The sequence below is a fragment of the Flagellimonas sp. S3867 genome (assembly GCF_014698935.1).
Lineage (GTDB): Bacteria > Bacteroidota > Bacteroidia > Flavobacteriales > Flavobacteriaceae > Flagellimonas.
The window spans coordinates 908173-930462 of record NZ_JACVMN010000002.1 but is presented as its reverse complement, the minus strand read 5'-3'; the positions used below and the strand labels follow the sequence as shown (position 1 = coordinate 930462).

The following is a 22290-nucleotide window of genomic DNA, read 5'->3' as shown; positions in this document are numbered from 1 at the left end:
GTTTCATTTTGAATTTTTAGTGTCCGTCCATTGAAAGAATTTCCCTGACCTCAACAAAACTTCCATCATAATCAAAAATTGGGCAACCTTTTGAAAGTTCAGCAGCTTCATCCATATCTTTGGCGGAAACGATTAAATACCCTCCAACTACTTCCACACCCTCGGCATAGGGGCCATTGGTAATCAGTTCTCCCCGATTACGAACCACTTTTCCATCCTCGCCCAATGGGAGACCATCCAAAAGCAGGCCCTTTTCTTTGAGGCCTCCCATCCACTCCCCCCACACTTGCATATGGGCTTGTTTTTCTTCCTGAGATAACTTTGCGTACGCTTCATCTCCTCCTCTAAATAAATACAAAAAATTGCTCATTGTCTTTCATTTTATGTCCAACTCCTGTGGACTGGTTTTTAGTTTGTTCTTGTCTAAATGACGAAGACCATGTTGCGGATTGGACAATCTCTATAAATTTATTCAAAATAATTTCATTTGGCCGTCTTTATATTGTTCATGAAGGTCATGGTTAAGGTTTGGAAAAGTTTTATCCCGAAAATATTTTAGCTTGGCCAATTTAGCCATATCATGTATTTGCTTCGCAACCTGTCCTTCTCCCATAATTCTTAATCCAAAACGATTATCATTGATAGAACCTCCATGACAATCCTGAATCAAATGAAGGACCTTTTCCGCTTTATCTGGCATTGCCTTTTTAATCCAATCGGTGAAAACTTGGCCCACTGCCCCGTTTAATCGTACCACGGTTATGACAAACGAACTAGCTCCGTTATCAGCCACCGCCTTGGCCAATTTTATAAGTTCATGACTGTTGATTCCTGGAATAATGGGAGCCAGCATCGCATTTACCGGAATATTGTTTTCCGAAAGTATTTTGATTGTCCTCAATCTCTTTTGGATGGACGCGGTTCGGGGTTCCAATCGTCTTCTTGTGTTTTCGGACAAAGAGGTAATGGATACGTTCACCCCAATCAATTTATGGCTTGCAAGTTCTTTCAAAAGGTCCAAATCTCGTAAGATCAGTGCGTTTTTGGTTATGATTCCCACTGGATGCCGGTACTTTAAAAATACTTCCAAGCATTTTCTGGTGATTTGAAATTTCCGCTCCGCTGGCTGGTAGCAATCAGTATTCCCGGACATTACTATAGTCTGAGTTATCCAATTTTTGTGTTTTATTTTTTTCTCCAATAGCTCCGGTGCAGATTTTTTTACCAGAATCTTCTTTTCAAAATCCAATCCGGCACTGTAACCCCAATATTCATGGGTATTACGTGCATAGCAATAAATACAACCATGTTCACAACCTTGATAGGGGTTCATGGAATAGTCCATCCCCACATCTGGACTGTCTACTTTGTTAACAATGGTTTTGGGAAAGATGGGGATGTATTCCGTCTTGGAGTTTTGTGCTTCCTCCCCTTCCAAACGGCAGAATTCAAGAAAATCCTTGCGCACTTCATATATGTGCTGAAGGAATCTGTTTGGAGGATTTTTTTGGGCACCACGACCTTTTACCAGGTTTTTGGGTTTCATTTAATGGATTTATTCCAAAATTATGGAATTAATCCATTTATTTATTAAAATTACTGCTTTTGAAGTGTTAAAAATTTGAAGCCTTGGTATTCCAGATTTAGTATATTGTTTTCTGTGAAAACCGATTTAAATTCTGAAAACGCTGTATCAGAATTTCTGCTTTCATCGAAGGATTCGTAAAATGCTCGACCAAAATTGGTATCAGCAACTTCGGTTATTTCCAATTCTTCAATCAAGAGTGAATTTGAGGTTGTGGAAAATTGGCCTCCAAAGGTATTTACTGAGGTAGTACCGCCAAAGCTGCCGTCATTTTTAAATGTGATTGAAATTATTTCACCAGTGTTGGGTCCTAAAGTTGGGCCAGAAGGACTTGAGTTGTGGATAGCCAAAACTAGCCAGGTTCCAAGAACTTTTTGATTAGTTGCAGAGGTTGCATCCGTGCTGCATGCAAAATTCAGGGCAAAAACTATGAAGGATATACTTAAAGTTAAAAAACGAAAGTTCATGAGAATAGCATTTATCTTTTAGAGACAGAATACACCTATTCGTTGCTTTCCTTTCTACAGAAATGAAACTTTTACCAATTGCTTTTTGCCTCCTCTTTTTGCATAAAAAAGCATATTGTCGTCATTGGAAATTTTAAGTGGTTTAGAAACCATCAATGGCAGTCTGGCTTCTTGGTTGTCTATGATTTTTTCGTAATCCATGACACCATTTTCATCCAATGAGATCATGAATACATTTCGGTTTCTGCTAAGACCTTGTTTAAAAATCAAACGTTCATTATTGATCAACTGTGGATTCTCTGCAGCGGTACATATAAAGAAATAGGTTTTTCCGTTCTTGCAATATGAACTGTATGAGGCATACGCACCATCGCCTTGTGTAACCTCCGCTTTGTTAATGTTTCTGGCCCATACCAACTCTCCCTGGGGACTCAGTTTTGCGCTTACAATGTCATTGTGATGATAACGGTCTATTTTCACACGTTGACCTGCTCCGGTAACTTGAATGCTGTTGGTTACAAAATATTCTTCGGCATTAAAAAAGATTTCTTCGGAAGGAGTTACCTCAACTCCTTTAAATACCAAGTTTTTGATCACTTTTTCTTCATCCCTTCCAAATTTGTCTTCCATAAATTGTTGGGAAAACGGATTGTACTTTTTAGAATTGATATCCAATGAAATGGGATTCACATCAAAATAGGCAATACCGTTATAGCGATTATCCTTTCTATCGGCATAAAATCCTGCACAGACCAGTCTGTTTTTTAAAATAATTGGATATAGCGCCTCTGGATACTTTCCTGCATCGACAAAAGACTGCGTTTTGCTTCCGCTTTGGGAAACCTTGATCAATTCATATTGAAATTTGCGTTCGTCAACCCTAAAACGTTTCTTTTTGAAATAAGCTTTTCCCACAATGTACGCGGTTTGCATATCTGGGGTTATGGCCAAGTTCTCAAATGCAAAGTTCTTTTCTTCAATTTCATGGGAAAAATCATGTTCAAAATGTTTGTTCAATCCAGTATCATACAAATGGATAATATGCTTGTTCTGCTTTCCTTTTTTATGATGTGTGCTAATCACAAAACCGGTTTTTTCTTCATTGAAAAGAATTGTGGTAGAAAAGCCTTTTGAGAAATTTCGGTTATAATAGTTTTTCCCCACCGGATTCCTCACTTCTTCGGATGCGATGGTCAAAAGTTTCTGTCGCTTAAAATTGAAAGCAATTATTGGGCTACTATGCACCCAATATTCATATTGACCGCGTTCATAGTTGTAGTCTAAAAATAACAGGTTGAGCTGTCCATTCTTGAAAAACCCGTCAACAAAATTCAATCCTTTGAGCTTGTAATTAAATTCAGACACGAGCTCCAAATTGCTATTGTATTGCTCAATTAAATATCCTTTTGGTTTCAGAATCAATCCTTGAAAGTAAGCTCTCACCAAAATATACCCTCCAGAACCATCATCGGAGATGGTCAAAAGGTTGGAATATCGGTATCTATCGCTAAATTTTTCGCCAAAGTCATATGAGACTGGCATTTTTTCTTGGGCGCTCATTAAGGCTCCTACCAACAGCAGGGAAAGTAGAATAACTCGCTTTTTCATCATAGTCTGGTTTGGTTAGACCAACGGCTATGATCCCGGAAAGTCGGCTTTTCGCTTTTCCAAAAAGGCTGAAGTTCCTTCTTTGAAGTCTTCTGTGCCAAAGCAGCTGCCAAAAGCATCGATTTCTGAAGCATAACCATTTACATCATACTTAAAACCAGCATTTACGGCATTTATTGCATATTTTATGGCAACTGGCGAGTTATTCGATATCCTGCTCGCTATTTTAAGACAAAGCGGCAATAATTCGTCTTGCGGCACCACATAATTGACCAACCCGTACTCCAATGCTTTGTTGGCATCTATCATTCCGGCCGACATGATCATTTCCATGGCCCGGCCCTTACCAATAAGTTGTGGTAGACGTTGGGTACCTCCATAACCCGGAATTACTCCCAGCGACACTTCTGGAAGTCCCATTTTGGCATTATCACTTGAGATTCTAAAATGGCTGGACATGGCCAATTCCAACCCCCCTCCTAAGGCAAAACCATTGACTGCTGCAATCACAGGAGTGGTCAAATTTTCAACAAAATCGAAGAGTGTTTTTTGACCTTCCGCTGCCAGTTGTCTTCCCTCCTTTACAGAGAAATGGGCAAACTCAGAAATGTCCGCTCCGGCCACGAAGGCCTTCTCTCCACTTCCTGTAATGATAATAACCTTGGTCGCTTGGTCTGCATCCAATTCATTAAAAGCAGCATGTAGTTCTGCAATGGTTCTTTTATTGAGTGCATTGAGCTTTTTTGGACGATTTATTGTAATCGTAGCAATGCTATTTTCTTCTTCGATGTAGATGTTTTCGTAATTCATGTATGCTCTTTTATTTAGATCTTGACTGCGCTCGACCTGACATATCTTTTAATTTATTCTTTTGGAAACTTAACGGTGAACACCGTTCCTTTTCCTTCTTGGGAGGCAAAATCTATAGTACCATCGTAATTTTCAACAATATTTTTTACCATGCCCAAACCGAGGCCCATTCCACTGGATTTTGTGGTGAATTTAGGTTCGAATATCTTATCCATAAAATCATCCGCTATTCCAATTCCATTATCAGCGACAGAGATTTTCACGGTATCTTGTTCCGAAGCCACGGTTACAAGAATTCGCGGAGATTCTACATCTGGAACGGCCTGGATTGCATTTTTTACCAAATTGGTAACCACTCTAATCAATTGGGTGCGGTCTAATTTTGCTATAATCTCATCTTTGTCCGAAATGAAATGAATGTAATCTTCTGTAAAAATTTCCAAGGCCAGCTTTACAATTTTCACCACGTTCAAAGTCTCTTTTTGCTGAGCTGGCATATCGGCAAAATTGGAAAATGCCGACGCTATATTGCTCATGGTATCTATTTGCTGAATCAATGTTTTTGAAAACTCCTTCACCTTGGTTTCCGCTTTGGGGTCCTCTGGGCTAAACTTACGTTCAAAGCTTTGAACTGTCAATCGCAAAGGTGTAAGAGGATTTTTTATTTCATGGGCCACCTGTTTTGCCATTTCTCTCCAAGCCTGCTCTCTTTCACTTCTTGCCAATTTTACCGCGCTGGCCTCCAATTCGTCAATCATCCCGTTGTATGAATCGACCAATTTGCCTATTTCCTGACTTGGATTTTCTATATAGATCTTCTCGTTGCGTTTAGTCAAGTCAGTCTGGGTAATCTTGTCTGAAATGGTTTGTAGGGAACGAGTGATATATTTAGAAATAAAGTAGGCCAACACAATTGCTGAAAGCAGCATAATCAGATACACCCCACCCAATCGGAGCAGGAATTCACGCAGTTCCATATTGTTAAAGGTATTGTCTTCAAAATATGGAAGGTTAACAATACCAATTGGTTTAAACTTCGTGTTATTGATGTAGGTGTACGATGCCTTATAGTTATCTCCTGCCGCAGTTTTTTCCTCTACATAGCGTCTATCAGGGCTTGCAACCAGGTTGTTCAGTACTTCGGCATCCAAACAATTGGAAATGGAATCAATTTCGAAACTGGGGCGAGAACTTTTAATCAAAGTCCCTTCTAAATCGTAAATATTGAAGGGAACATTTTGTACATCGGCAATCTTGTAAATTTCATCTTGGAATATAAATTCGAGATTTTCCGTTGTTTCCGGATACGTGGTCTCTTTTAAAACATAAGAGATGCTCTGTAAAATTTGCTCCTCCTTGCGTTCCAATCTGTTTTCATGGTAATCCTTGCTTTGTTCTCTACTTTGATAAATGGTAACTGCAGCTATCAAAAGTGATGCTATGACCACCAAAAGAATCATGGCGATAAAGATGCGTGAACGAAGTGATAGTTTTTTAAACAATCTCCAGCGGATTTGGGATTAAAGTTAGCAATAATCAAGCCATTTTAAATTCAAATATCAAACTCAAATCTAAAGTTCAAAAAATAGGAATTGAACCCAAGACCTAAACTTGTATTTGTGCTTTTAGGCATTAGGGTTTTTATCCCGGATTCTTTTGTACAATCGAATACCCAACATCAGCAGAATTGCCAGAACCAAGATTCCAACTACTCCATAAATCCAATTGAAGGCATTTTTCAAAACCACCAAGAAAACTACCGCAAAGAGAATCAATGTTGCAACTTCGTTCCAAATACGCATAAATCGGGAAGTGTACTTCACCTCATCGCGTTGTAATTGTTTGAAAATTTGATGGCATTTTGAGTGATAAATGAAAAGAAGCACCACAAAGCCTAGTTTTACATGCATCCATGGTTGTTGCAGCCACCCGGGCATCAAAACCAATAACCAAATCGCAAACAGCGTACACAAAATAGCCGAAGGCCACGTGATGATATACCACAATCGTTTGGTCATTAGTTTTAATTGTACAGAAAGGATTTCCTTATCTGGCGAAGGTTTTTGCCAAGCTTCGATATGATAAATGAACAACCGTGGAATGTAGAACAACCCTGCAAACCAGGTTACCACAAAAATCAGGTGCAGAGATTTGATGTAATTGTATATTTCCATACCTCAGGTTAAAGGAGCAAAGGTAAAGGGGTCTGGTTTAGAATAAAAATAACTTCCTCCCTTTACCTTTAACCTTTCTATTCCTCAATAAATAAATATTCGAGATTTAGTGCATTAAATTCTGTATTGAACTCTTTCATCTCTTTATCAACCAAGTCATCAAAAGCACTCAACTGTGATTTAATTTGCCCTGCTAGTTCATTTTTTACTGCAATATCTTGCTCTGTTGGTGGAAAATCATCGATGGAGACCAAGCTGTTCAAATGTCCTAACTTATTCGTTAAACGAATCGGGAAATTCAATGGATCTTGGTTACTTCGGTTCTTGGTTTGATATAGCGCCTTTTCAACACTTTCAAAACCTTCCTTCATCTTTTTAGCTTTTTCCACCAAATCCTCGGTCTGCGCATTGTCTTTGTACTGTTTTGTAAAAGCATCCAATTGCGCATTGATTTTTCTGATTTTTTTAATGGATTGATGCGCCCTATCAATCGTTTCATTGATATCAGAAATAAAATCATACTGTCTTTGCATATCGGCAATAGACACTTCTGCCCTTGGGTCTGGAAGAATCTTAAACTCTTGAGATTTGTTGGAGCCGTTTACATTCAAATGAACCTTATAATTTCCAGGCACGGCCTTGGCTCCACTTAAATTGGCCCACCAAAGAATCATTCCTTTCAACTTTTCAGCACCTTTTCCACGGGTATCCCAAACGTGGGTGTTCCCTCCTTTTTTTACCTTGATTTTTTTATCTTTTTTAGAAGCAAAGTTGCTATACGTGGCCAAAGTATCTCCATTCATCTTAGTGTAGGTAAGACTGATGCTGTCCTTCTCAGAGATATCTTTCATGTAGAAATGTGTGATTACCCCATTCGGATGGTTCTGCCCTTCAGTTTTTGAAGGCTCTTTGGCTGCACTTCCCTTGGTTCGGTAGCTATCTTTGGGTTGATAAAGAATTGAACTAGTAGTTTTTTGGGAAGTATCTTGCTGGTGCAATACTGTAAGATCATCAATAACCCAAACACTACGCCCCTGGGTTGCCACTACCAAATTGTTGTCCTTGATTACCAAATCTGTAATGGGAACAATGGGAAGGTTCAATTGGAACTTTTGCCAGTTTCTTCCATCATTAAAGGAAATGTACATTCCTGTTTCTGTTCCAGCATACAATAGGCCTTTTCGTTTTGGGTCTTCTCGAAGTACTCGGGTAAAATGTTCACTATTTATTCCGTTGGTAATCTTAGTCCACGTCTTTCCGAAATCTGTGGTTTTGTATAAATACGGTTGAAAATCTCCCAACTTATATCGTGTTGCTGCCACATAACAGGTGCCCTCATCAAAAGCCGAAGGCTCAATACTATTGATCATATTCCATTCGGGCATATTGGGAGGTGTAACATTTTCCCAGCTTGCACCTCCATCTTTGGTTACATGAATCAATCCGTCATCACTTCCTACCCAAAGTAAACCTTCCTTAATTGGACTTTCGTTCGCCGCAAAAATGGTGCAATAATATTCCACACTAGTGTTGTCCTGTGTGATTGGCCCTCCACTGGAAACCAACTTTGTTGGATCGTTTCGGGTTAGATCATCGCTCAACACTTCCCAGCTTTGTCCCTCGTTGGTGCTCATGTGCACATGGTTGGAAAAAGTATAGAGCTTCTTTGGGTCATGCTTACTAAAAATGATAGGAAAATTCCATTGAAAACGATATTTCATAGCCTCTGCCCCGTGCCCCATTGGATTATCTGGCCATACATTAATACCTCTTACGGTTTTGTTTTTATGGTTGACACGAGTCAAAAACCCATCATAACTACCTCCATAAACAATTTCGTTATTGGTAGGGTCAATAGCAATATGTGCCGACTCTCCTCCGGCAGTAGACTCCCAATCATCCTCACCAATAGATCCATCATCGCTTCGGTGATTGATTCGGATGGTGGAATTGTCCTGCTGCGCAACATAAATGCGATATGGAAAAGCGTTGTCCGTGGTTACCCTATAAAATTGAGCTGTAGGTTGATTGTAGTATGTACTCCATGTTTCACCTCCGTCATAGGAAACTTGAGCTCCCCCATCATCGCCAATAATCATACGTTTGGAGTTTTCTGGTGAAATCCATAAATCATGATGGTCACCATGAGGTGCATTAAAAGTGTTGAAGGTTTTTCCACCATCTGTGGATTTATGGTATCGGACATTTAACACATAGACCACATCCTCATCTTCAGTATCCGCATATACTCGAGTGTAATACCATGCACGTTGTCTTAATTTGCGTTCGCTATTTACTTGGGTCCATTTCTTTCCGCCATCATCTGAACGATACAAGCCTCCCTTTTCCTTGTTCTCCACAATGGCCCATACCCTATCACTGTTTTTGGGCGAAACGGTGACACCGATAATTCCTAAAGTGTCTTTTGGAAAGCCTTCATTTTTAGAAATCTCTTTCCAAGTTTCGCCACTGTCTGTACTTTTCCAAAGTGCTGAGCCATCACCTCCACTGCTTAAACTATAGGGTGTTCTTTTGGCCCTCCAAGTAGAGGCATATAAAATTCTAGGGTTATTTGGGTCGAAGGTTAAATCTACAGCTCCAGCCTGGTCATTAACAAAAAGTACCTTTCTCCAATTTTTTCCTCCATCCGTGCTTTTATATATTCCTCGTTCATTGGTAGGTTTGTAAATATTCCCCAATACCGCCGCATATACTGTATTATAATCAGTTGGATGAATTCTTATTCTAGGCACATGCCGACTATTTTTAAGTCCGGCAAAAGACCATGTCTTTCCGGCGTTTTCAGTTTTCCAAATCCCATATCCACTTGACACGTTTCCGCGTAGCGTTTTTTCACCCCCGCCCACATAAATTACATTCGGGTCGCTTTTGGCCACCTCAACTGCGCCTATGCTTCCGCCAAAATAACCATCGGATATATTTTCCCAGGTGCGACCACCATTAGTGGTTTTCCACACACCTCCCCCAGTGGCTCCAAAATAAAAAAGATTGGGCTCTCCTGGCACTCCGGTCACCGCTGCAGAACGCCCTCCGCGGAACGGTCCCACCAAACGATATTCCAAACTGGAGTATAGTTCCTCAGGATATTCAGGGACAGTTTGATTTTTCTGTTTTCTTTGGGACTGGACAGGAATAACTAACAGGCAAAGTGCAACCAATAGCACTCCCTTTTTGGAAAGCAGTTGTTTCATTTTTTTGATGCTGAATTAGTCGGTCTTAAATGTAGGGAAAAAGTAGATACTTTTTTGAGGAATTAACACGACATTTTCCTTTGATTTTTTATGATAATTCGAATTCCGACAACTCCAAAATGACACCAATTGTAACAATGTGGATAATTTTATACTAATTCATTGGAGGAAGTAATCATCCTATTTCTTACTTTAGAAACATTAACACAAAACACTTTACCATGGATATTTTTAGCAAGATCAAAGAAAAACTCACTCATGAGTTTATTGATATAATTGAGTGGCTCGATTTCACCGATGACACTATAGCTCATCGATTCGAGCGCTACCAAAACGAAATTAAGAACGGAGCTAAGCTCATTGTTCGGGAAGGACAAACCGCAGTCTTTGTAAATGAGGGACAACTAGCTGATGTCTTTACTCCAGGCACCTACAACCTCACCACCAAAAACCTACCTATTTTGTCAACCCTTAAGGGTTGGAAGTACGGGTTCAATTCACCTTTTAAAGCAGAAGTCTATTTTGTAAACACTCATTTGTTTACTGATGAAAAATGGGGTACAAAAAGTCCCATCACTTTGAGTGATGAGCGTTTTGGTTTAGTGGAAATTAGAGCATTTGGCACCTATGCCTTTAAAATTTCTGATGCAGGTAAATTCATAACCGATATCGTTGGAACGGACAATAACTTCACCAATTTTGAAATCAATGAGCATTTAAAAAGTTTGATTGCTACTCGATTCACGGATACCGTTGGCGAAGCCAATCTTCCCATCGAATTATATGCCGCAAATACTTCTGAACTTTCTGATACTTGCAGGGAAGTAATGGCGCCAGAATTCCAAACTGTTGGAATCTCCTTGGAGAAATTCTATATTGAAAATGTCTCCATGCCCGAAGATCTCAAAAAAGAAATCTTTGAGTACAGCAGAATCGATAAATTGGATTTGGACAAGTTGACCAAGTTCAAAACTGCCAAAGCTATTGAAGCCGCCGCCAAAAATGAAGGCGGAACAGCTGGTGCCGGAATGGGTATGGGTATGGGTTTCGTATTGGCTCAGCAAATGGGGGGCATGATGAATCCACAAATGGGAGGAAATCCCCAAATGCAACAAACAGGAGCTCCACTACCTCCACCAATACCAGCAGCCATTCAATATTTTTATGCAGCAAACGGAGCTCAACAAGGACCGGTTTCTTTTGAACAGTTGCAAGCGCTTTTTGCAGGTCGTACCATAAATCGGGACAGTTTGGTCTGGAAACAGGGCATGGCCGGTTGGACAGCCTTAAAGGATGTTGAAGAGTTAAAATCGTTCTTGGGAGGAAATACCCCACCGCCTTTGCCGAACTCATAATATTATTTCTATTAAAACAGGACTCCATAATAATTTGATTTCCGCCTTCGCGGGAATGACAGCATGGATGAAACAGTAAAAAAAACAGAGTTAAAAAAATCCTGTGTCAATTGCGGTGCAGAGCTCAAATACAAACCTGGAACTACCAACATTAGTTGTGAATATTGTGGACATGAAGAGTCCATCAAAATTGATGAAAATGGATTCGAGGAATTAGAGCTATACCCCTATTTACAGGAAATGGGTGCCCAAAAACACAGCGAGGAGATTTCCATGCTCCATTGCAAAAATTGTGGGGCCAATCAGCATGTTGAGGAAAATTACAAATCACTGCATTGTGTGTATTGCAGTATGCCTTTGGTCGTTGAAGATGCCTACAAAGAGGATTGGATCTTGCCTGGGGCCGTACTCCCTTTTCAGGTTGAAAAGGAAAAATCTTTTCTTATTTTTCAGAAATGGGTGGATCGTTTATGGTGGGCTCCCAATAAATTGAAAAAGGCAGCGCTTGATCCTCAATTCACCAAAGGCTTGTACTTGCCCTATTGGACTTTTGATGCGCAACTCTCCGCTTCCTACACCGGGCAAAGGGGTGAATATTATTATGAAACCCAGCGATACCGAGATAATAATGGCAAAACCCAGACACGACAAGTTCGTAAAACGCGGTGGTATCCAGCTTCGGGACATGTATCCGGTTTTGTTGATGATACTCTGATTGAAGCATCTAAGCAACGTTCCGGTAGAATTCCAAATAAAATTGCACATTGGAATTTAAAAAAATTGCAGCCTTTCAACAGTAGTTTTTTATCTGGTTTTGTCACCGAAAAGTATACGATTCCTTTAAAGGAAGGCCATCTCCATTCCAAAGACGAAGCGCGAAATATTGCAGATAGATGGTGCAGGCAAGATATTGGTGGGGATACGCAACGGATCACCAGTATGGATATGAAATTGACTGAAGAGACATTCAAACATATTTTACTTCCAGTGTATGTGAGTGCCTATCGCTATAAAGGCAAGGAGTATAATTTTTATATCAATGGGGAAAACGGACAAATATCTGGAACTCGTCCGTACAGTTTCTGGAAGATTTTTTTCGCTGTTGTCCTTGTTTTATTGGTCATCGCCCTACTAGTTTTTTTAAATGGATAGCAAAGGTTGGTGCAAGCCTATTTTTACCATAGAAAGTGACCAAACGTCTTCTATCGTGTCTTAATCCGTATATAATTCATATTAACCATTAAATCACATAATATGCTGACTAAGAAACTAATGGCCTTCATTATGATGTTTGGCTTTGTTGTTATGTCCTGCAAGGACACCAAAAGGGAGCAGGAAGAGCTTAACCAAAAACTGGAGCAAATTGAAGCTGTTGAAACAGCCGTTGACTCGACACTCAGTGTGGTAAACGAAAAAGCAGAACAAGTAGAAGAACTTATTAAAGAACTGGACAGTATTTAATCCCAAAAACGAGAAAAAATGAAAAACATAGCAAAATCTATATTCCTTTTAATTATGATGTTTGGTCTTGTTGTAACTGTAAATGCACAAGGTAAATCCCAAGAAAAAGGAAAAAGCAAGGCTAAGACCGAAAAAGTAAAAAAAGGCAAAAAGGAAGTTCAAGATACCGCCGAGGATGCTCAGGAAGTAGGTGAGAAAATGAAGGAGAAGGCCCAAAAAACGAAAGGAAAGGGAGAGAAAGATGTTGGGGAGGTGGAGAGTGAAATTGAAAAAGCTGAAAAGGTAAACAAAGGAAATGCCTACGGTAAAAACAAGGGTGACATGTCAGGAAAGGAGTTTGGTCAATACCGTGCTTCACAGGCAAAGGAAAAACTAATGGCTTCTGAAAACATGCTCCATGAAGACGAAGAGGTTCTTAAAAGAGGCAGAAAGTCATTAGAAGATGCCAAAAAGAGGGTTGAAGAGGCAAAAGAAAAAGGAGAAGAGCCTGAGATAATTGCCCAAAAAGAGGAGAAGCTTAAAAAGGTGGAGGAAAAACTGGATGACCTGGAAGTTTCCATTAAAAGAGGAAGGGAAAAGTTAAAGGAAAAGACGGAACAACTTAAAAAGGTTATTGAACCAGAAGTAAAACAATAAATCTCTTTATCAAATAAACACTTGAGACCACCTGTCCATTAAAATGGGCGGGTGGTTCTTTTTAAATTGGTTTTCTATTAACCCACAAGCTATATTCGCCAACTAAATCTTAAAGTTTTGGCTGTCAGCCCTTAGAATCCTTACTTTTAGCTTATGTCAAAACAGATTTCCCTTATTTCCATTTTTGTGCTGTTGAACATGGGTATTGGCCGCATGTTCCAAGAAAGTTTGGGTGCTACCTGTTTTTCTGAGCTATCCATTCTTGCCATTACAAGCTTTTTCTTTTGGAATGTTTCTGCAAACCAGATTAAAGTATTAGCATCGAAATGGGCAGTAGATTCGACAGGAAAAAACATTCTAGTACAGGGAGGAATTGGACTTTCTGCCTCTGCCATAAACATTCTGGTTGGGCAGGTGCTAGTGGTTTTTCTCATGACCACGATATACAATTGCACTTCTCCCAGTTTCAATATGCTCAATGCAAGCCTTACCAATAACATTGCGGTGAATTTGCTCTGCTATTTTTCGTTGCTCTTTTATTTTGTAGGCATTAAAAAAGATACTTCTCTTTCTAAAAATACCAATGGAACCGAGCAAAAAAGTCGTGTTGCCGTTTCAAAAAGAGGGTCACAGTTTCTTTTGGAGCCCCGCGAAATTGTTTATGTGGAAACCAGCAATAACTGCATTGTTTTGCATACCCAAAAAGGCAAGTTTGTAAAATATCAAAGCCTTCGTTCATTTTCAGAAACACTTTGCCCAAACACTTTTAAACGAATTCATCGCTCGTATTTGGTCAATTCGGAATTTATAGATCAAATCCAAAAAAACAATAGCGGAGATGGCAAGCTTCGCTTGAAAACCGGGGTTAATTTGAAGTTCAGTAGAACCTACCTGCAAGAACTATCACATATTTAGATTCCGCAACTCGCCCCTTTTTTCCCGCAGCTTACGTAGCTATTTTTTATTCCCCGCCGGTACACAGCTAGTTTTGGCAAAAACTGGTTTTGCTAATGCGATATCTTTACATGATTCCTGTGCTGTTGGTTTCGACAATTTTGTTTTCCCAAGATTATCTAAACAGTAGTGAAAGCATTCACGGAACGAAAGAAAAACTTGATCTTGATGGTTTTTTGAACGAGACACTTTGGAAGAACGCACAAAGTTTTCCATTTATGGAATGGCAACCAGATTGGGGAACACCTGATAGTCTAACAACACTTTTCATCACCTTTGATAATAACTATTTGTACGTAGGTTTAGATGCCAAAGACCCAAATCCTGATAAAATCATAAGCCGAAATTTAGTGCGTGATGGGTGGTATGGTGATGATTACTTTGCCTTTCAAATTGACCCCAACCGAACCAAAAAAAATGCTTTTATTTTTAGTATCTACCCTTCGGGCAGTAGGTATGATGATGCCATATACAATGACAATGTTCCTTTAGGCAATGCACCCTCCACACCTGCTTATGACATGATCTGGGAGGGCAAAACCCAAATAACCGAAGAAGGCTGGCAGGCGGAGTATCGAATTCCATTGTCCAATTTACGGTTTGAGATCAGGGATGGGGAGGTTTTAGGGGGTATCTCGGCACAACGAACAATCAATTATGATAATAAATTGTTAGTGTATCCAAAAGTTCCACAAAATATTACAGGGGCCAATGGCAAACCCTCTCTTAAAAAACCGGTTCGTTTTGTAGGGTTACAACCCAAAAAGGACCTGCAGATCACTCCATATCTTTTAGCATCGACCCAAACCCAATTTCAACTTTCCGAAGATGAAGCCCAATATCAAGAAAATGCATTCAACGAGCTGGATGTCGGTTTGGATGTCCGCTATGGCATAACTCCAAATTTGACTTTGGACCTGACTTTGAATACCGACTTTTCGCAGGTGGAAATCGATGATCAAGTAGTAAATCTAGGACGTGTTTCCATCTTCTTACCAGAACGTCGGAAATTCTTTTTGCAGCAGTCAGGCCTTTTTGATTTTGACCTAGGCATTCTTTCCCAACTTTTCTACAGCAGAACTATCGGCATAAACAATGGGCAGTTAACACCCATCATCGGCGGGGCAAAATTGACAGGGGAATTGGGAAATTGGGATTTGGGCTTCCTCTCATTACAGACCGAGGGAACAACTATAAATGACAATGCTTTGCCCACGGAGAACTTTTCCGTTTTACGACTTCGACGCAAAGTATTCAACGATAGATCTTTTATTGGATTTATGGCCACTAATCGGATTCGTGAGGATTATGTAAACACTGCCTTGGGTGTGGATGGCGTCATCGATGTGGGTAACGAGAATTTTATCATTACCTCTCTGGCCACAACAGTTGAAGGTAAAAACTATTCCAATTCGAGTTTTAATTTGATAGATAATTCCCGCTTTGCCTTCCAGTTTGCCAAACGAAAGCGCGATGGTTGGTTTTATAGAACTGCCTATGAATACTCAGGAGAAGAGTTTAATCCTGGCATGGGCTTCTTGCTTCGTGAAAAGCACCACAACGTTTATTTGGGTCTCAACCATGGAAAGTTTAAGACCAATAATGAAGAAAACACCTTTCAGTATAGAAGGTGGATGCCCGTTAACTCGGACCTATACTTTACCACAGATTTCAGTAATGTGCTCACTTGGTACAACCGAAGTCAATGGACAGGAAGGTTTTTCAATAACGATGAAATCTCCATTTTCGGGCAGTTGCAATATGAGTTTTTGCAGGACCCTCTGGTATTCTCTAAGGAGATAACCATCCCCGAAGGGGATTATTTCTTCACCTTCTTTGGCGCATCATATTCCAGTGGGTTTCAAAGGGCATTCAAAATTCCCATTTCTGCAGAATATGGAAGTTTTTTTGATGGCGAAAATTTGGAGTTCCGCATAAGCCCGGAATGGAGCATCAATGAGCATTTTACTTTGGAAGGTTCTTGGCGCATAAATTATCTCAACTTTAAAAAAAGAAATGTGGATGAATGGATCAATGTGCCCCAACTTCGTCTAAATTGGGCATATAATCTTCATCTTTCAGGTAGTATGACCGCGCAGTACAATTCTATTCAAGATCAAGTTTTTGCAAGTGCTCGCCTACGTTATAATTTTAAAGATGGACATAATTTGTACATGGTCTTCAACCAAGATTACAATACAGGTTCAGCTCAAATGGGTATTCCATTGCCACGATTCAACAATCGCTTGTTAACACTAAAATATTTATACACCTTTTTCTAAATCAACATATTATGAAAAATTTGATTTTGCTTTTATTTATTTTCATGCTTTCATTCTCCTGCGATCAACAAAACTCTGAAATGGGACAAACATCCATAATTAGTGCTGAAGACCAAAAAATCTTACGAAACTTTAAAGAAGTACAATGGCCAAAGGCATATCGTGAACAGGACACTGTTTTGCTCGACAAAATTTTAGGTAATGATTTTCAAATGATCGATGATGCGGGCAACTGGTCCGACAAAACCAAAGAACTTGAATGGATCAAGGAGAATGCCATGGAAAATGATTCGTTCTTTTATGAAATAAAACGTTTGGATGTACTTCCCAACGGGACTGCACTGATTTGCGGAACGGGACATATTTTTAACGATAGTACCGAGACCATTTATCAGTCCAGTAATGTTTTGATCAAACGCAAAGGAGCATGGAAAGCGGTTGCTTCGCATGTTTCTGGTATCAACAAGCTGGATTGATTATAAGCGTCTGGTTCACTTCATCCCAATTTTAGTTTAACATATTTTTAAAAAGACAAGACTATTTATCACTTAAATTGGAGGAAACAATCAACCCTATGAGAAAACTTTTATGGGCATTCATTTTCATTTCTTCATCCCTTAAAGCTCAATCGGTTGCGTTGGATTTTGAAAAAGATCTGATTCCAGAAGGCATAGCGGTGCACATCGCATCAAACAAAGTATACCTAAACAGTTTAGTAAAGAATAAGATTGTACGTTGCAACCTAGATGGTTCAAACCCGGAAGATTTTGTAAGCACTGATCAGTACGGTTATCTTGCCGGATTTGGAATGATCATAAAGGGCGATATCCTATTCGCTTTGGGAAACAGTCTCCCAAAAATCAACAACACATCCATTTTGTTGTTGCTGGATGTTGCCTCTGGCAAATTGATCAAATCCTATCCCCTAAATATTCCTGATTTTATCTATCTCAACGACATTGCTATTAGCTCAAGCGGAGCTATTTTCATTACCGACTCGGAAAGCAACAATATCTACACGATAAACGAGTCCACTGACAAGCTGGAGGTCTTTTTCTCCAATGACGAAATCAAACATTCCAATGGAATTGCCATTTCTCCTGATGATAAGTTTCTCTATTTTGCCTCATACACCAGTGGGATTCGTATTTTGGATATTGCCACTAAAAAGCTGGTCAATCAACCTAACGACCATAAAGGAATTGATGGCATGAAATTTTACAACAACAGTTTAGTTGGTATAGTAAATGGTAGACGAGACAGAACCCTAAATGGTGTTTATCGCTTTCATTTAAATGAAAATAAGGCTGAAATCGTACATAAAGAAAAGCTACAGAACTTCCCGCGCTTGTCAGATATTCCGACCACTTTTGATTTGCACGGAGACACCATGTATTTTGTTACAGATTCCCAAATGGATTTGCTGGACCAAGAAACCAATGAAATTACAGATGCTTTAAAATTGGAAAACTATCAGTTGTTGATTTCAAATTTGGTAAGCCATAGCAAAAACAATGAAAAAAGTAATGTAATCTCCAAAAGATACTGCACCGAAATTGGCCGTTTTGACCTGCTTTTTGATCATGACGAGGTAGCTGGGGCATATTTTTTAAAACATAAAAGTGTGTTGGGTGGCGTTTGGGGAAAATTGAAGGACAATGTTATGACAGGCCGTTGGCAAGATTCAGACGGAGAGGGTGATATTATCATCACCTTTACAGACGATTTTTCGTTTTTTACTGCAGATTATTGCGCGGACAACGAGCCCGATAAGTGGTACAAAGACACCTGGCATGGCGCACTAAGGCCCAACGAAAATGCTTCCTTTGATTTTAATGGTAAAACCTATCGATGTGAGTAAGTGTTGTTAATCCAAAAACTCCAAGCAAACAGGACTTGCCAGTTGTAGCTCATTTAAGAACTCAAGAGTACCTTTTTCAATATCTCTTTTGTATATGGTAATGTTGTTGCTCCTTTGATTGGCGACCAATAGAAAATTTCCGGAAGGATCCAAAGCAAAATTACGCGGCCAATCACCTCGAACAGATTCCCTTCCCACCAAACTCAGTTTTCCAGAATTGGGATGAACCTCGAATATTACAATAGTGTTTTCACCTCGGTTAGACCCGTACAAAAATTTTCCGTCGGGTGAAAGATGCACATCGGCACAATAGCTTTTTCCTTCAAAGGCCGCGTCAAGTGTACTTTGTGTTTCTATTTCCTTAAAGGAACCATCCATTTTTTGTTTGAACACTGTAATGGTAGAATTCAACTCATTGATCACATACAGAAATTTGCCATCATCAGCAAAAGTGAAATGCCTTGGTCCGGCCCCTTCGGCTAAATTAAGCGTAGCTTGTTCTGATGAAGCAAAAAAATGATTCAAATTGCTGTAGCGTTTGAGCGCATCAAGTCCCAGATCGGCTACAAATAGATCATTCCCTCTAAATTTTGCCATATGGGCATGGGATGTTTTTGTGGTATCCAATATCTTATGATCAATTATTTGAGAGGATAATACAAGCGATCCACTTTCTCTCAGCTTAAAGACAGCAACATTTCCGCCAGAATAATTTGAGGCGGCCAAATAACCATTTCCTGAAAGCGCAACGTGACACGGATGCTTTCCAGCTGTTCCCATACTGTTCAACAGCTCCAACTTGCCATCCTTCAATTTAAACGCAGTGACACCTCCTCCCAAACTGTCATAATCTGCGGTTTCTTGAACGGCATACAGGTTCTTCTTGTCCTTAGAGATTTTGATAAAAGATGGATTGGGCAAAACCGCAGCTAAATTTTTATTCGTCAGTTCTCCTGTACTCCCATCAAAAGTGAATTTATAAATGCCTTCGCTATCTCCATCCGTATAGGTCCCAACAAATAATTGAAACTCCTTTTTTACTTCTTTCTTTTCAGAACATCCAATCAAACCCATCAGCGAAACACTTAATATCAAACTAAAAATTCTCATCTTTTAAATTGTCTTTTGCTAAAAATAACAACTAAATCTGGAATGCGGATTTTATTCATTCCATCTTTATATTTTTGAAGCATGACGAAAGAGGCCATAATATTGGTTTTAAGCTGCCTGGGAGTTGTCCAAGCGCTTTTTCTTTCGGGATATCTCTTTACGCTTAATAAAGGCGATAGGAAGGCTAATATCTTCCTGGCTTTTATCATTTTGGGCTTGACCATCCGTATTGGTAAGTCGGTGCTCAATGTTTATCTGGACTTAATGCCTTGGCAACGTAATCTTGGACTTTCAGGAATCCTTTTGGTAGGACCCTTTTTATGGTTCTACGGAAGAGTATTATTATCAACGACAAAAATAATTCCTCGTAAAGATTATCTCCATCTGGTTCCATTCGTTCTTTTCGCTTTGTTGTGTGATTTCATTCCAAACACTAGGTCATCCGCTTCATATATTATCTATCTCATGGTTTTTGGGCATTTGGCGATCTACATTGGCTTATCGTTCTTCGTGTTCTTTAAATACCGGATGAAAGTACATTCACAACGTGCAAAATGGTTTAGAAATTTAGTTCTGGGGGTGGCACTCATTTGGATTTTTTATATGGGCAATTTGGCCGGGGTATTTTCCTATTACATAGGTGGCGCTCTTTTCTTTTCTTTACTGATATATATATTCTCCTTTCTTTTTCTTCAAAAGCATGCCTTTCAATTGGGCAAATACAATACTTCAACGCTAGACCCATTATCTGCAGAACAGCTTATGTCGTCATTAAAAATACTGTTTGTAGAACAGGAGGTTTTTCTGGACAACTCCATTTCTCTTGAAAGAATAGCAAGAAAATTAGATGCTTCTCCAAGAAAGTTGTCACAAATTATAAATGAAAAAGAGCAAAAGAATTTTTCGGATTTTGTGAATGGCTATCGAATAGAAAAAGCCAAAGCTTTGTTATCCGACCCAAAATACAATAAAGAAAAAATTATTGCCATTGCTTATGATTGCGGTTTTGGAAACGTAACATCCTTCAATTTGGCGTTCAAGGCAAAAACCCAACTAACACCTTCTCAATACCGAAACAAATCCAAAAACCTTTGATTTTCGTTTTAAGAATCATGATTCTTAAAGAAATTCCGAGCTAGTTTTTCATCATTTGCATGAAAATTATAGCTAATGAAGAAACTTGTTCTTTCCTTGTTTGTTCTTTTTTTAAGTTGTGAAAGCCACAAAAAAGCTTCCAATTTAAAATCTATTTCGCCCATTCCCACAAAACAAATTGTCATGGATGGGCTTAACCATCCATGGAGCATCGCTTTCTTATCCGACAAACAGGCTTTGATCTCTGAAAAGGACGGTAACCTATTGAGGGTTAACCTCCAATCAAAAGAAAAACATGTCATTAAAGGATTCCCATCTGATTTAACGGATAGCATTCGCGCAATACATTTTGGTGACAACTCAGGCATCTTTGAGGTTTTGATTGACCCAAATTTTGAAACGGAGTCTTGGGTCTATATGAGCTATGCGGCCAAAAAGAAAGGGTTGGGTACAACTACCAAAGTAGTTCGGGCAAAGTTGGAAAATGATTCGCTTTTTAATCATGAAATCCTAATTGAAGCTGAACCTTATACCCGCGAATATTTCCATTATGGTGGTGGAATGGTGTTTGGGCCTGATGGAAAACTTTATGTGACCATTGGGGAACGATTGTTTTGGGAACGTGATGAACCCGAGGTTCCCATCGCTCAAGACTTATCTGATAAACGTGGAAAAATCTACAGAATAAATCTGGATGGAAGCATCCCAATTGATAACCCTGATTTTGGAAAAGACGCAGTGCCTGGACTTTATGCCTTGGGAATTAGAGCTGCCCAAGGAATAGTGGTACAACCCAAGACAGGCAAAATTTGGTTCAGTGAACATGGAACCATTCAAGGTGATGAAATAAATGTTTTGGAGGCAGGGGCCAATTATGGATGGCCTAATGTCACTTCTGGAAAATTAAGGAGTTCCGATTATACTCCCCCAAAGTTGGAAGGCGTCACTTTTACGCCCCCAGTTTGGTTCTGGCATCATACCATGGCTCCGACTGGACTTACATTTTATACGGGAGATGAATTCCCTCAGTGGAAAAACAACCTGATTGTGCCCGGACTCTCACGCGGTAGTCTATGGCGATTCCGAATAGAGGATGAAACTATTAAAAGTGCTGAAGAATTATTCTTGGATGACCGAGTCCGAATCCGAAAGGCCAAACAAAGCCCTGATGGAAAACTCTACATTCTTACCGACTCAGATAATGGTAAACTTATTCAAATAACCCCTCAATACTAAATTAAAAACAATTATGCGTATACTAATTCTAACACTTGCTTTTTTATTTTCAATGATAACTGTAACAGCCCAATCAGAAGAAGCTGCGATTCGAGAAACCATTCAAAAATATCTTGACGGCTCTTCTCACAGCGACCCTAAATTGATCACTTCGGCATTTTATCCCCATGCAGATTTGTTCCTCTCAAAAAAAGATCAGGAACTCTGGGTACTTTCACCTGAAGAATACGCTAATCTTTTTAAGAATAGGGAAAAAGGAAAGTTCAATGGAAGGTTTGGAAAAATTCTGAATGTGGACTACGCAAACAATATTGCCAGTGCTAAGGCTGAGATTGCCATCCCTTCTAAAAACCTTTTGTTCATTGATATTTTTCTTTTGAAAAAATTAGAAGGTGAATGGAAAATTATAAGCAAAGCTGCAACTGCGGTTAATCCATAAAAGAA

General features: G+C 39.4%; 20 protein-coding genes. 11 read left to right on the top strand and 9 right to left on the bottom strand.

What is annotated here, in order from left to right; translation table 11 throughout:
- Positions 1 to 16 precede the first annotated feature (16 nt).
- From IAG46_RS11915 to IAG46_RS11880, 8 genes are all read right to left on the bottom strand, one after another.
- Entirely contained in the window at positions 17 to 370 is a 354-nt protein-coding gene (locus tag IAG46_RS11915; RefSeq protein WP_190810572.1) for a YciI family protein, read from the bottom strand.
- A 102-nt stretch (positions 371 to 472) separates the two neighbouring features.
- Positions 473 to 1546, bottom strand: coding sequence for a PA0069 family radical SAM protein (locus IAG46_RS11910; RefSeq protein ID WP_190810571.1), 1074 nt, complete (start codon positions 1544 to 1546; stop codon positions 473 to 475).
- Between the two features lie 50 nt (positions 1547 to 1596).
- Positions 1597 to 2052, bottom strand: a complete 456-nt coding sequence (locus tag IAG46_RS11905) for an META domain-containing protein (protein ID WP_190810570.1) — start codon at positions 2050 to 2052, stop codon at positions 1597 to 1599.
- 54 nt (positions 2053 to 2106) lie between these two features.
- Positions 2107 to 3663, bottom strand: a complete 1557-nt coding sequence (locus IAG46_RS11900) for a hypothetical protein (RefSeq protein WP_368668180.1) — start codon at positions 3661 to 3663, stop codon at positions 2107 to 2109.
- 24 nt (positions 3664 to 3687) lie between these two features.
- Entirely contained in the window at positions 3688 to 4470 is a 783-nt protein-coding gene (locus IAG46_RS11895) for an enoyl-CoA hydratase/isomerase family protein (RefSeq protein WP_190810569.1), read from the bottom strand.
- Positions 4471 to 4523: 53 nt separating this feature from the next.
- Positions 4524 to 5930 (bottom strand): PAS domain-containing sensor histidine kinase, encoded by a 1407-nt coding sequence (locus IAG46_RS11890; RefSeq protein WP_190810871.1) that lies wholly within the window; start codon positions 5928 to 5930, stop codon positions 4524 to 4526.
- Positions 5931 to 6095: 165 nt separating this feature from the next.
- Positions 6096 to 6644 carry a CopD family protein gene (locus IAG46_RS11885; RefSeq protein ID WP_190810568.1) on the bottom strand — a complete coding sequence of 183 codons (549 nt, stop codon included), beginning with the start codon at positions 6642 to 6644 and terminating at the stop codon, positions 6096 to 6098.
- A 77-nt stretch (positions 6645 to 6721) separates the two neighbouring features.
- Positions 6722 to 9856, bottom strand: a complete 3135-nt coding sequence (locus tag IAG46_RS11880; protein WP_190810567.1) for a glycosyl hydrolase — start codon at positions 9854 to 9856, stop codon at positions 6722 to 6724.
- Between the two features lie 221 nt (positions 9857 to 10077).
- Between IAG46_RS11880 and IAG46_RS11875 the strand changes: the two genes are divergently transcribed.
- From IAG46_RS11875 to IAG46_RS11840, 8 genes are all read left to right on the top strand, one after another.
- Positions 10078 to 11211 (top strand): SPFH domain-containing protein, encoded by a 1134-nt coding sequence (locus tag IAG46_RS11875; protein ID WP_190810566.1) that lies wholly within the window; start codon positions 10078 to 10080, stop codon positions 11209 to 11211.
- Between the two features lie 63 nt (positions 11212 to 11274).
- Positions 11275 to 12363: a DNA helicase PriA gene (locus IAG46_RS11870; protein ID WP_190810565.1), complete on the top strand. Its 1089-nt coding sequence runs from the start codon at positions 11275 to 11277 to the stop codon at positions 12361 to 12363.
- A 102-nt stretch (positions 12364 to 12465) separates the two neighbouring features.
- Positions 12466 to 12672, top strand: a complete 207-nt coding sequence (locus IAG46_RS11865) for a hypothetical protein (RefSeq protein WP_190810564.1) — start codon at positions 12466 to 12468, stop codon at positions 12670 to 12672.
- Positions 12673 to 12690: 18 nt separating this feature from the next.
- Positions 12691 to 13308 carry a hypothetical protein gene (locus IAG46_RS11860; protein ID WP_190810563.1) on the top strand — a complete coding sequence of 206 codons (618 nt, stop codon included), beginning with the start codon at positions 12691 to 12693 and terminating at the stop codon, positions 13306 to 13308.
- 153 nt (positions 13309 to 13461) lie between these two features.
- Positions 13462 to 14223, top strand: a complete 762-nt coding sequence (locus tag IAG46_RS11855) for a LytTR family DNA-binding domain-containing protein (RefSeq protein WP_190810562.1) — start codon at positions 13462 to 13464, stop codon at positions 14221 to 14223.
- A 95-nt stretch (positions 14224 to 14318) separates the two neighbouring features.
- Positions 14319 to 16544, top strand: a complete 2226-nt coding sequence (locus IAG46_RS11850) for a DUF5916 domain-containing protein (RefSeq protein WP_190810561.1) — start codon at positions 14319 to 14321, stop codon at positions 16542 to 16544.
- An 11-nt stretch (positions 16545 to 16555) separates the two neighbouring features.
- Positions 16556 to 17020: a DUF4440 domain-containing protein gene (locus IAG46_RS11845; RefSeq protein ID WP_190810560.1), complete on the top strand. Its 465-nt coding sequence runs from the start codon at positions 16556 to 16558 to the stop codon at positions 17018 to 17020.
- Between the two features lie 98 nt (positions 17021 to 17118).
- Positions 17119 to 18405: an SMP-30/gluconolactonase/LRE family protein gene (locus tag IAG46_RS11840; RefSeq protein WP_190810559.1), complete on the top strand. Its 1287-nt coding sequence runs from the start codon at positions 17119 to 17121 to the stop codon at positions 18403 to 18405.
- A gap of 6 nt (positions 18406 to 18411) precedes the next feature.
- On the opposite strand, the gene IAG46_RS11835 is transcribed toward IAG46_RS11840, so the two are convergent.
- The gene (locus IAG46_RS11835) at positions 18412 to 19515 is read right to left on the bottom strand and encodes a lactonase family protein (RefSeq protein ID WP_190810558.1); all 1104 of its coding nucleotides are present in this window, start codon (positions 19513 to 19515) and stop codon (positions 18412 to 18414) included.
- Between the two features lie 81 nt (positions 19516 to 19596).
- Here IAG46_RS11835 and IAG46_RS11830 point away from each other — a divergent pair, with 81 nt between their 5' ends.
- The 3 genes from IAG46_RS11830 to IAG46_RS11820 all read left to right on the top strand — a co-directional run bounded on the left by IAG46_RS11830 (position 19597) and on the right by IAG46_RS11820 (position 22285).
- A complete protein-coding gene (locus tag IAG46_RS11830; RefSeq protein ID WP_190810557.1) occupies positions 19597 to 20610 on the top strand; it encodes an AraC family transcriptional regulator in 1014 nt (337 codons plus the stop codon).
- Positions 20611 to 20685: 75 nt separating this feature from the next.
- The gene (locus IAG46_RS11825) at positions 20686 to 21846 is read left to right on the top strand and encodes a PQQ-dependent sugar dehydrogenase (RefSeq protein ID WP_190810556.1); all 1161 of its coding nucleotides are present in this window, start codon (positions 20686 to 20688) and stop codon (positions 21844 to 21846) included.
- A gap of 13 nt (positions 21847 to 21859) precedes the next feature.
- Positions 21860 to 22285 carry a nuclear transport factor 2 family protein gene (locus tag IAG46_RS11820; RefSeq protein WP_190810555.1) on the top strand — a complete coding sequence of 142 codons (426 nt, stop codon included), beginning with the start codon at positions 21860 to 21862 and terminating at the stop codon, positions 22283 to 22285.
- Positions 22286 to 22290 lie beyond the last annotated feature (5 nt).

Excerpts from the sequence above, each read along its gene's own strand:
- IAG46_RS11915 (WP_190810572.1), bottom strand. The coding sequence starts at position 370 with ATGAGCAATTTTTTGTATTTATTTAGAGGAGGAGATGAAGCGTACGCA.
- IAG46_RS11910 (WP_190810571.1), bottom strand. The coding sequence starts at position 1,546 with ATGAAACCCAAAAACCTGGTAAAAGGTCGTGGTGCCCAAAAAAATCCT.
- IAG46_RS11905 (WP_190810570.1), bottom strand. The coding sequence starts at position 2,052 with ATGAACTTTCGTTTTTTAACTTTAAGTATATCCTTCATAGTTTTTGCC.
- IAG46_RS11900 (WP_368668180.1), bottom strand. The coding sequence starts at position 3,663 with ATGATGAAAAAGCGAGTTATTCTACTTTCCCTGCTGTTGGTAGGAGCC.
- IAG46_RS11895 (WP_190810569.1), bottom strand. The coding sequence starts at position 4,470 with ATGAATTACGAAAACATCTACATCGAAGAAGAAAATAGCATTGCTACG.
- IAG46_RS11890 (WP_190810871.1), bottom strand. The coding sequence starts at position 5,930 with ATGATTCTTTTGGTGGTCATAGCATCACTTTTGATAGCTGCAGTTACC.
- IAG46_RS11885 (WP_190810568.1), bottom strand. The coding sequence starts at position 6,644 with ATGGAAATATACAATTACATCAAATCTCTGCACCTGATTTTTGTGGTA.
- IAG46_RS11880 (WP_190810567.1), bottom strand. The coding sequence starts at position 9,856 with ATGAAACAACTGCTTTCCAAAAAGGGAGTGCTATTGGTTGCACTTTGC.
- IAG46_RS11875 (WP_190810566.1), top strand. The coding sequence starts at position 10,078 with ATGGATATTTTTAGCAAGATCAAAGAAAAACTCACTCATGAGTTTATT.
- IAG46_RS11870 (WP_190810565.1), top strand. The coding sequence starts at position 11,275 with ATGGATGAAACAGTAAAAAAAACAGAGTTAAAAAAATCCTGTGTCAAT.
- IAG46_RS11865 (WP_190810564.1), top strand. The coding sequence starts at position 12,466 with ATGCTGACTAAGAAACTAATGGCCTTCATTATGATGTTTGGCTTTGTT.
- IAG46_RS11860 (WP_190810563.1), top strand. The coding sequence starts at position 12,691 with ATGAAAAACATAGCAAAATCTATATTCCTTTTAATTATGATGTTTGGT.
- IAG46_RS11855 (WP_190810562.1), top strand. The coding sequence starts at position 13,462 with ATGTCAAAACAGATTTCCCTTATTTCCATTTTTGTGCTGTTGAACATG.
- IAG46_RS11850 (WP_190810561.1), top strand. The coding sequence starts at position 14,319 with ATGCGATATCTTTACATGATTCCTGTGCTGTTGGTTTCGACAATTTTG.
- IAG46_RS11845 (WP_190810560.1), top strand. The coding sequence starts at position 16,556 with ATGAAAAATTTGATTTTGCTTTTATTTATTTTCATGCTTTCATTCTCC.
- IAG46_RS11840 (WP_190810559.1), top strand. The coding sequence starts at position 17,119 with ATGAGAAAACTTTTATGGGCATTCATTTTCATTTCTTCATCCCTTAAA.
- IAG46_RS11835 (WP_190810558.1), bottom strand. The coding sequence starts at position 19,515 with ATGAGAATTTTTAGTTTGATATTAAGTGTTTCGCTGATGGGTTTGATT.
- IAG46_RS11830 (WP_190810557.1), top strand. The coding sequence starts at position 19,597 with ATGACGAAAGAGGCCATAATATTGGTTTTAAGCTGCCTGGGAGTTGTC.
- IAG46_RS11825 (WP_190810556.1), top strand. The coding sequence starts at position 20,686 with ATGAAGAAACTTGTTCTTTCCTTGTTTGTTCTTTTTTTAAGTTGTGAA.
- IAG46_RS11820 (WP_190810555.1), top strand. The coding sequence starts at position 21,860 with ATGCGTATACTAATTCTAACACTTGCTTTTTTATTTTCAATGATAACT.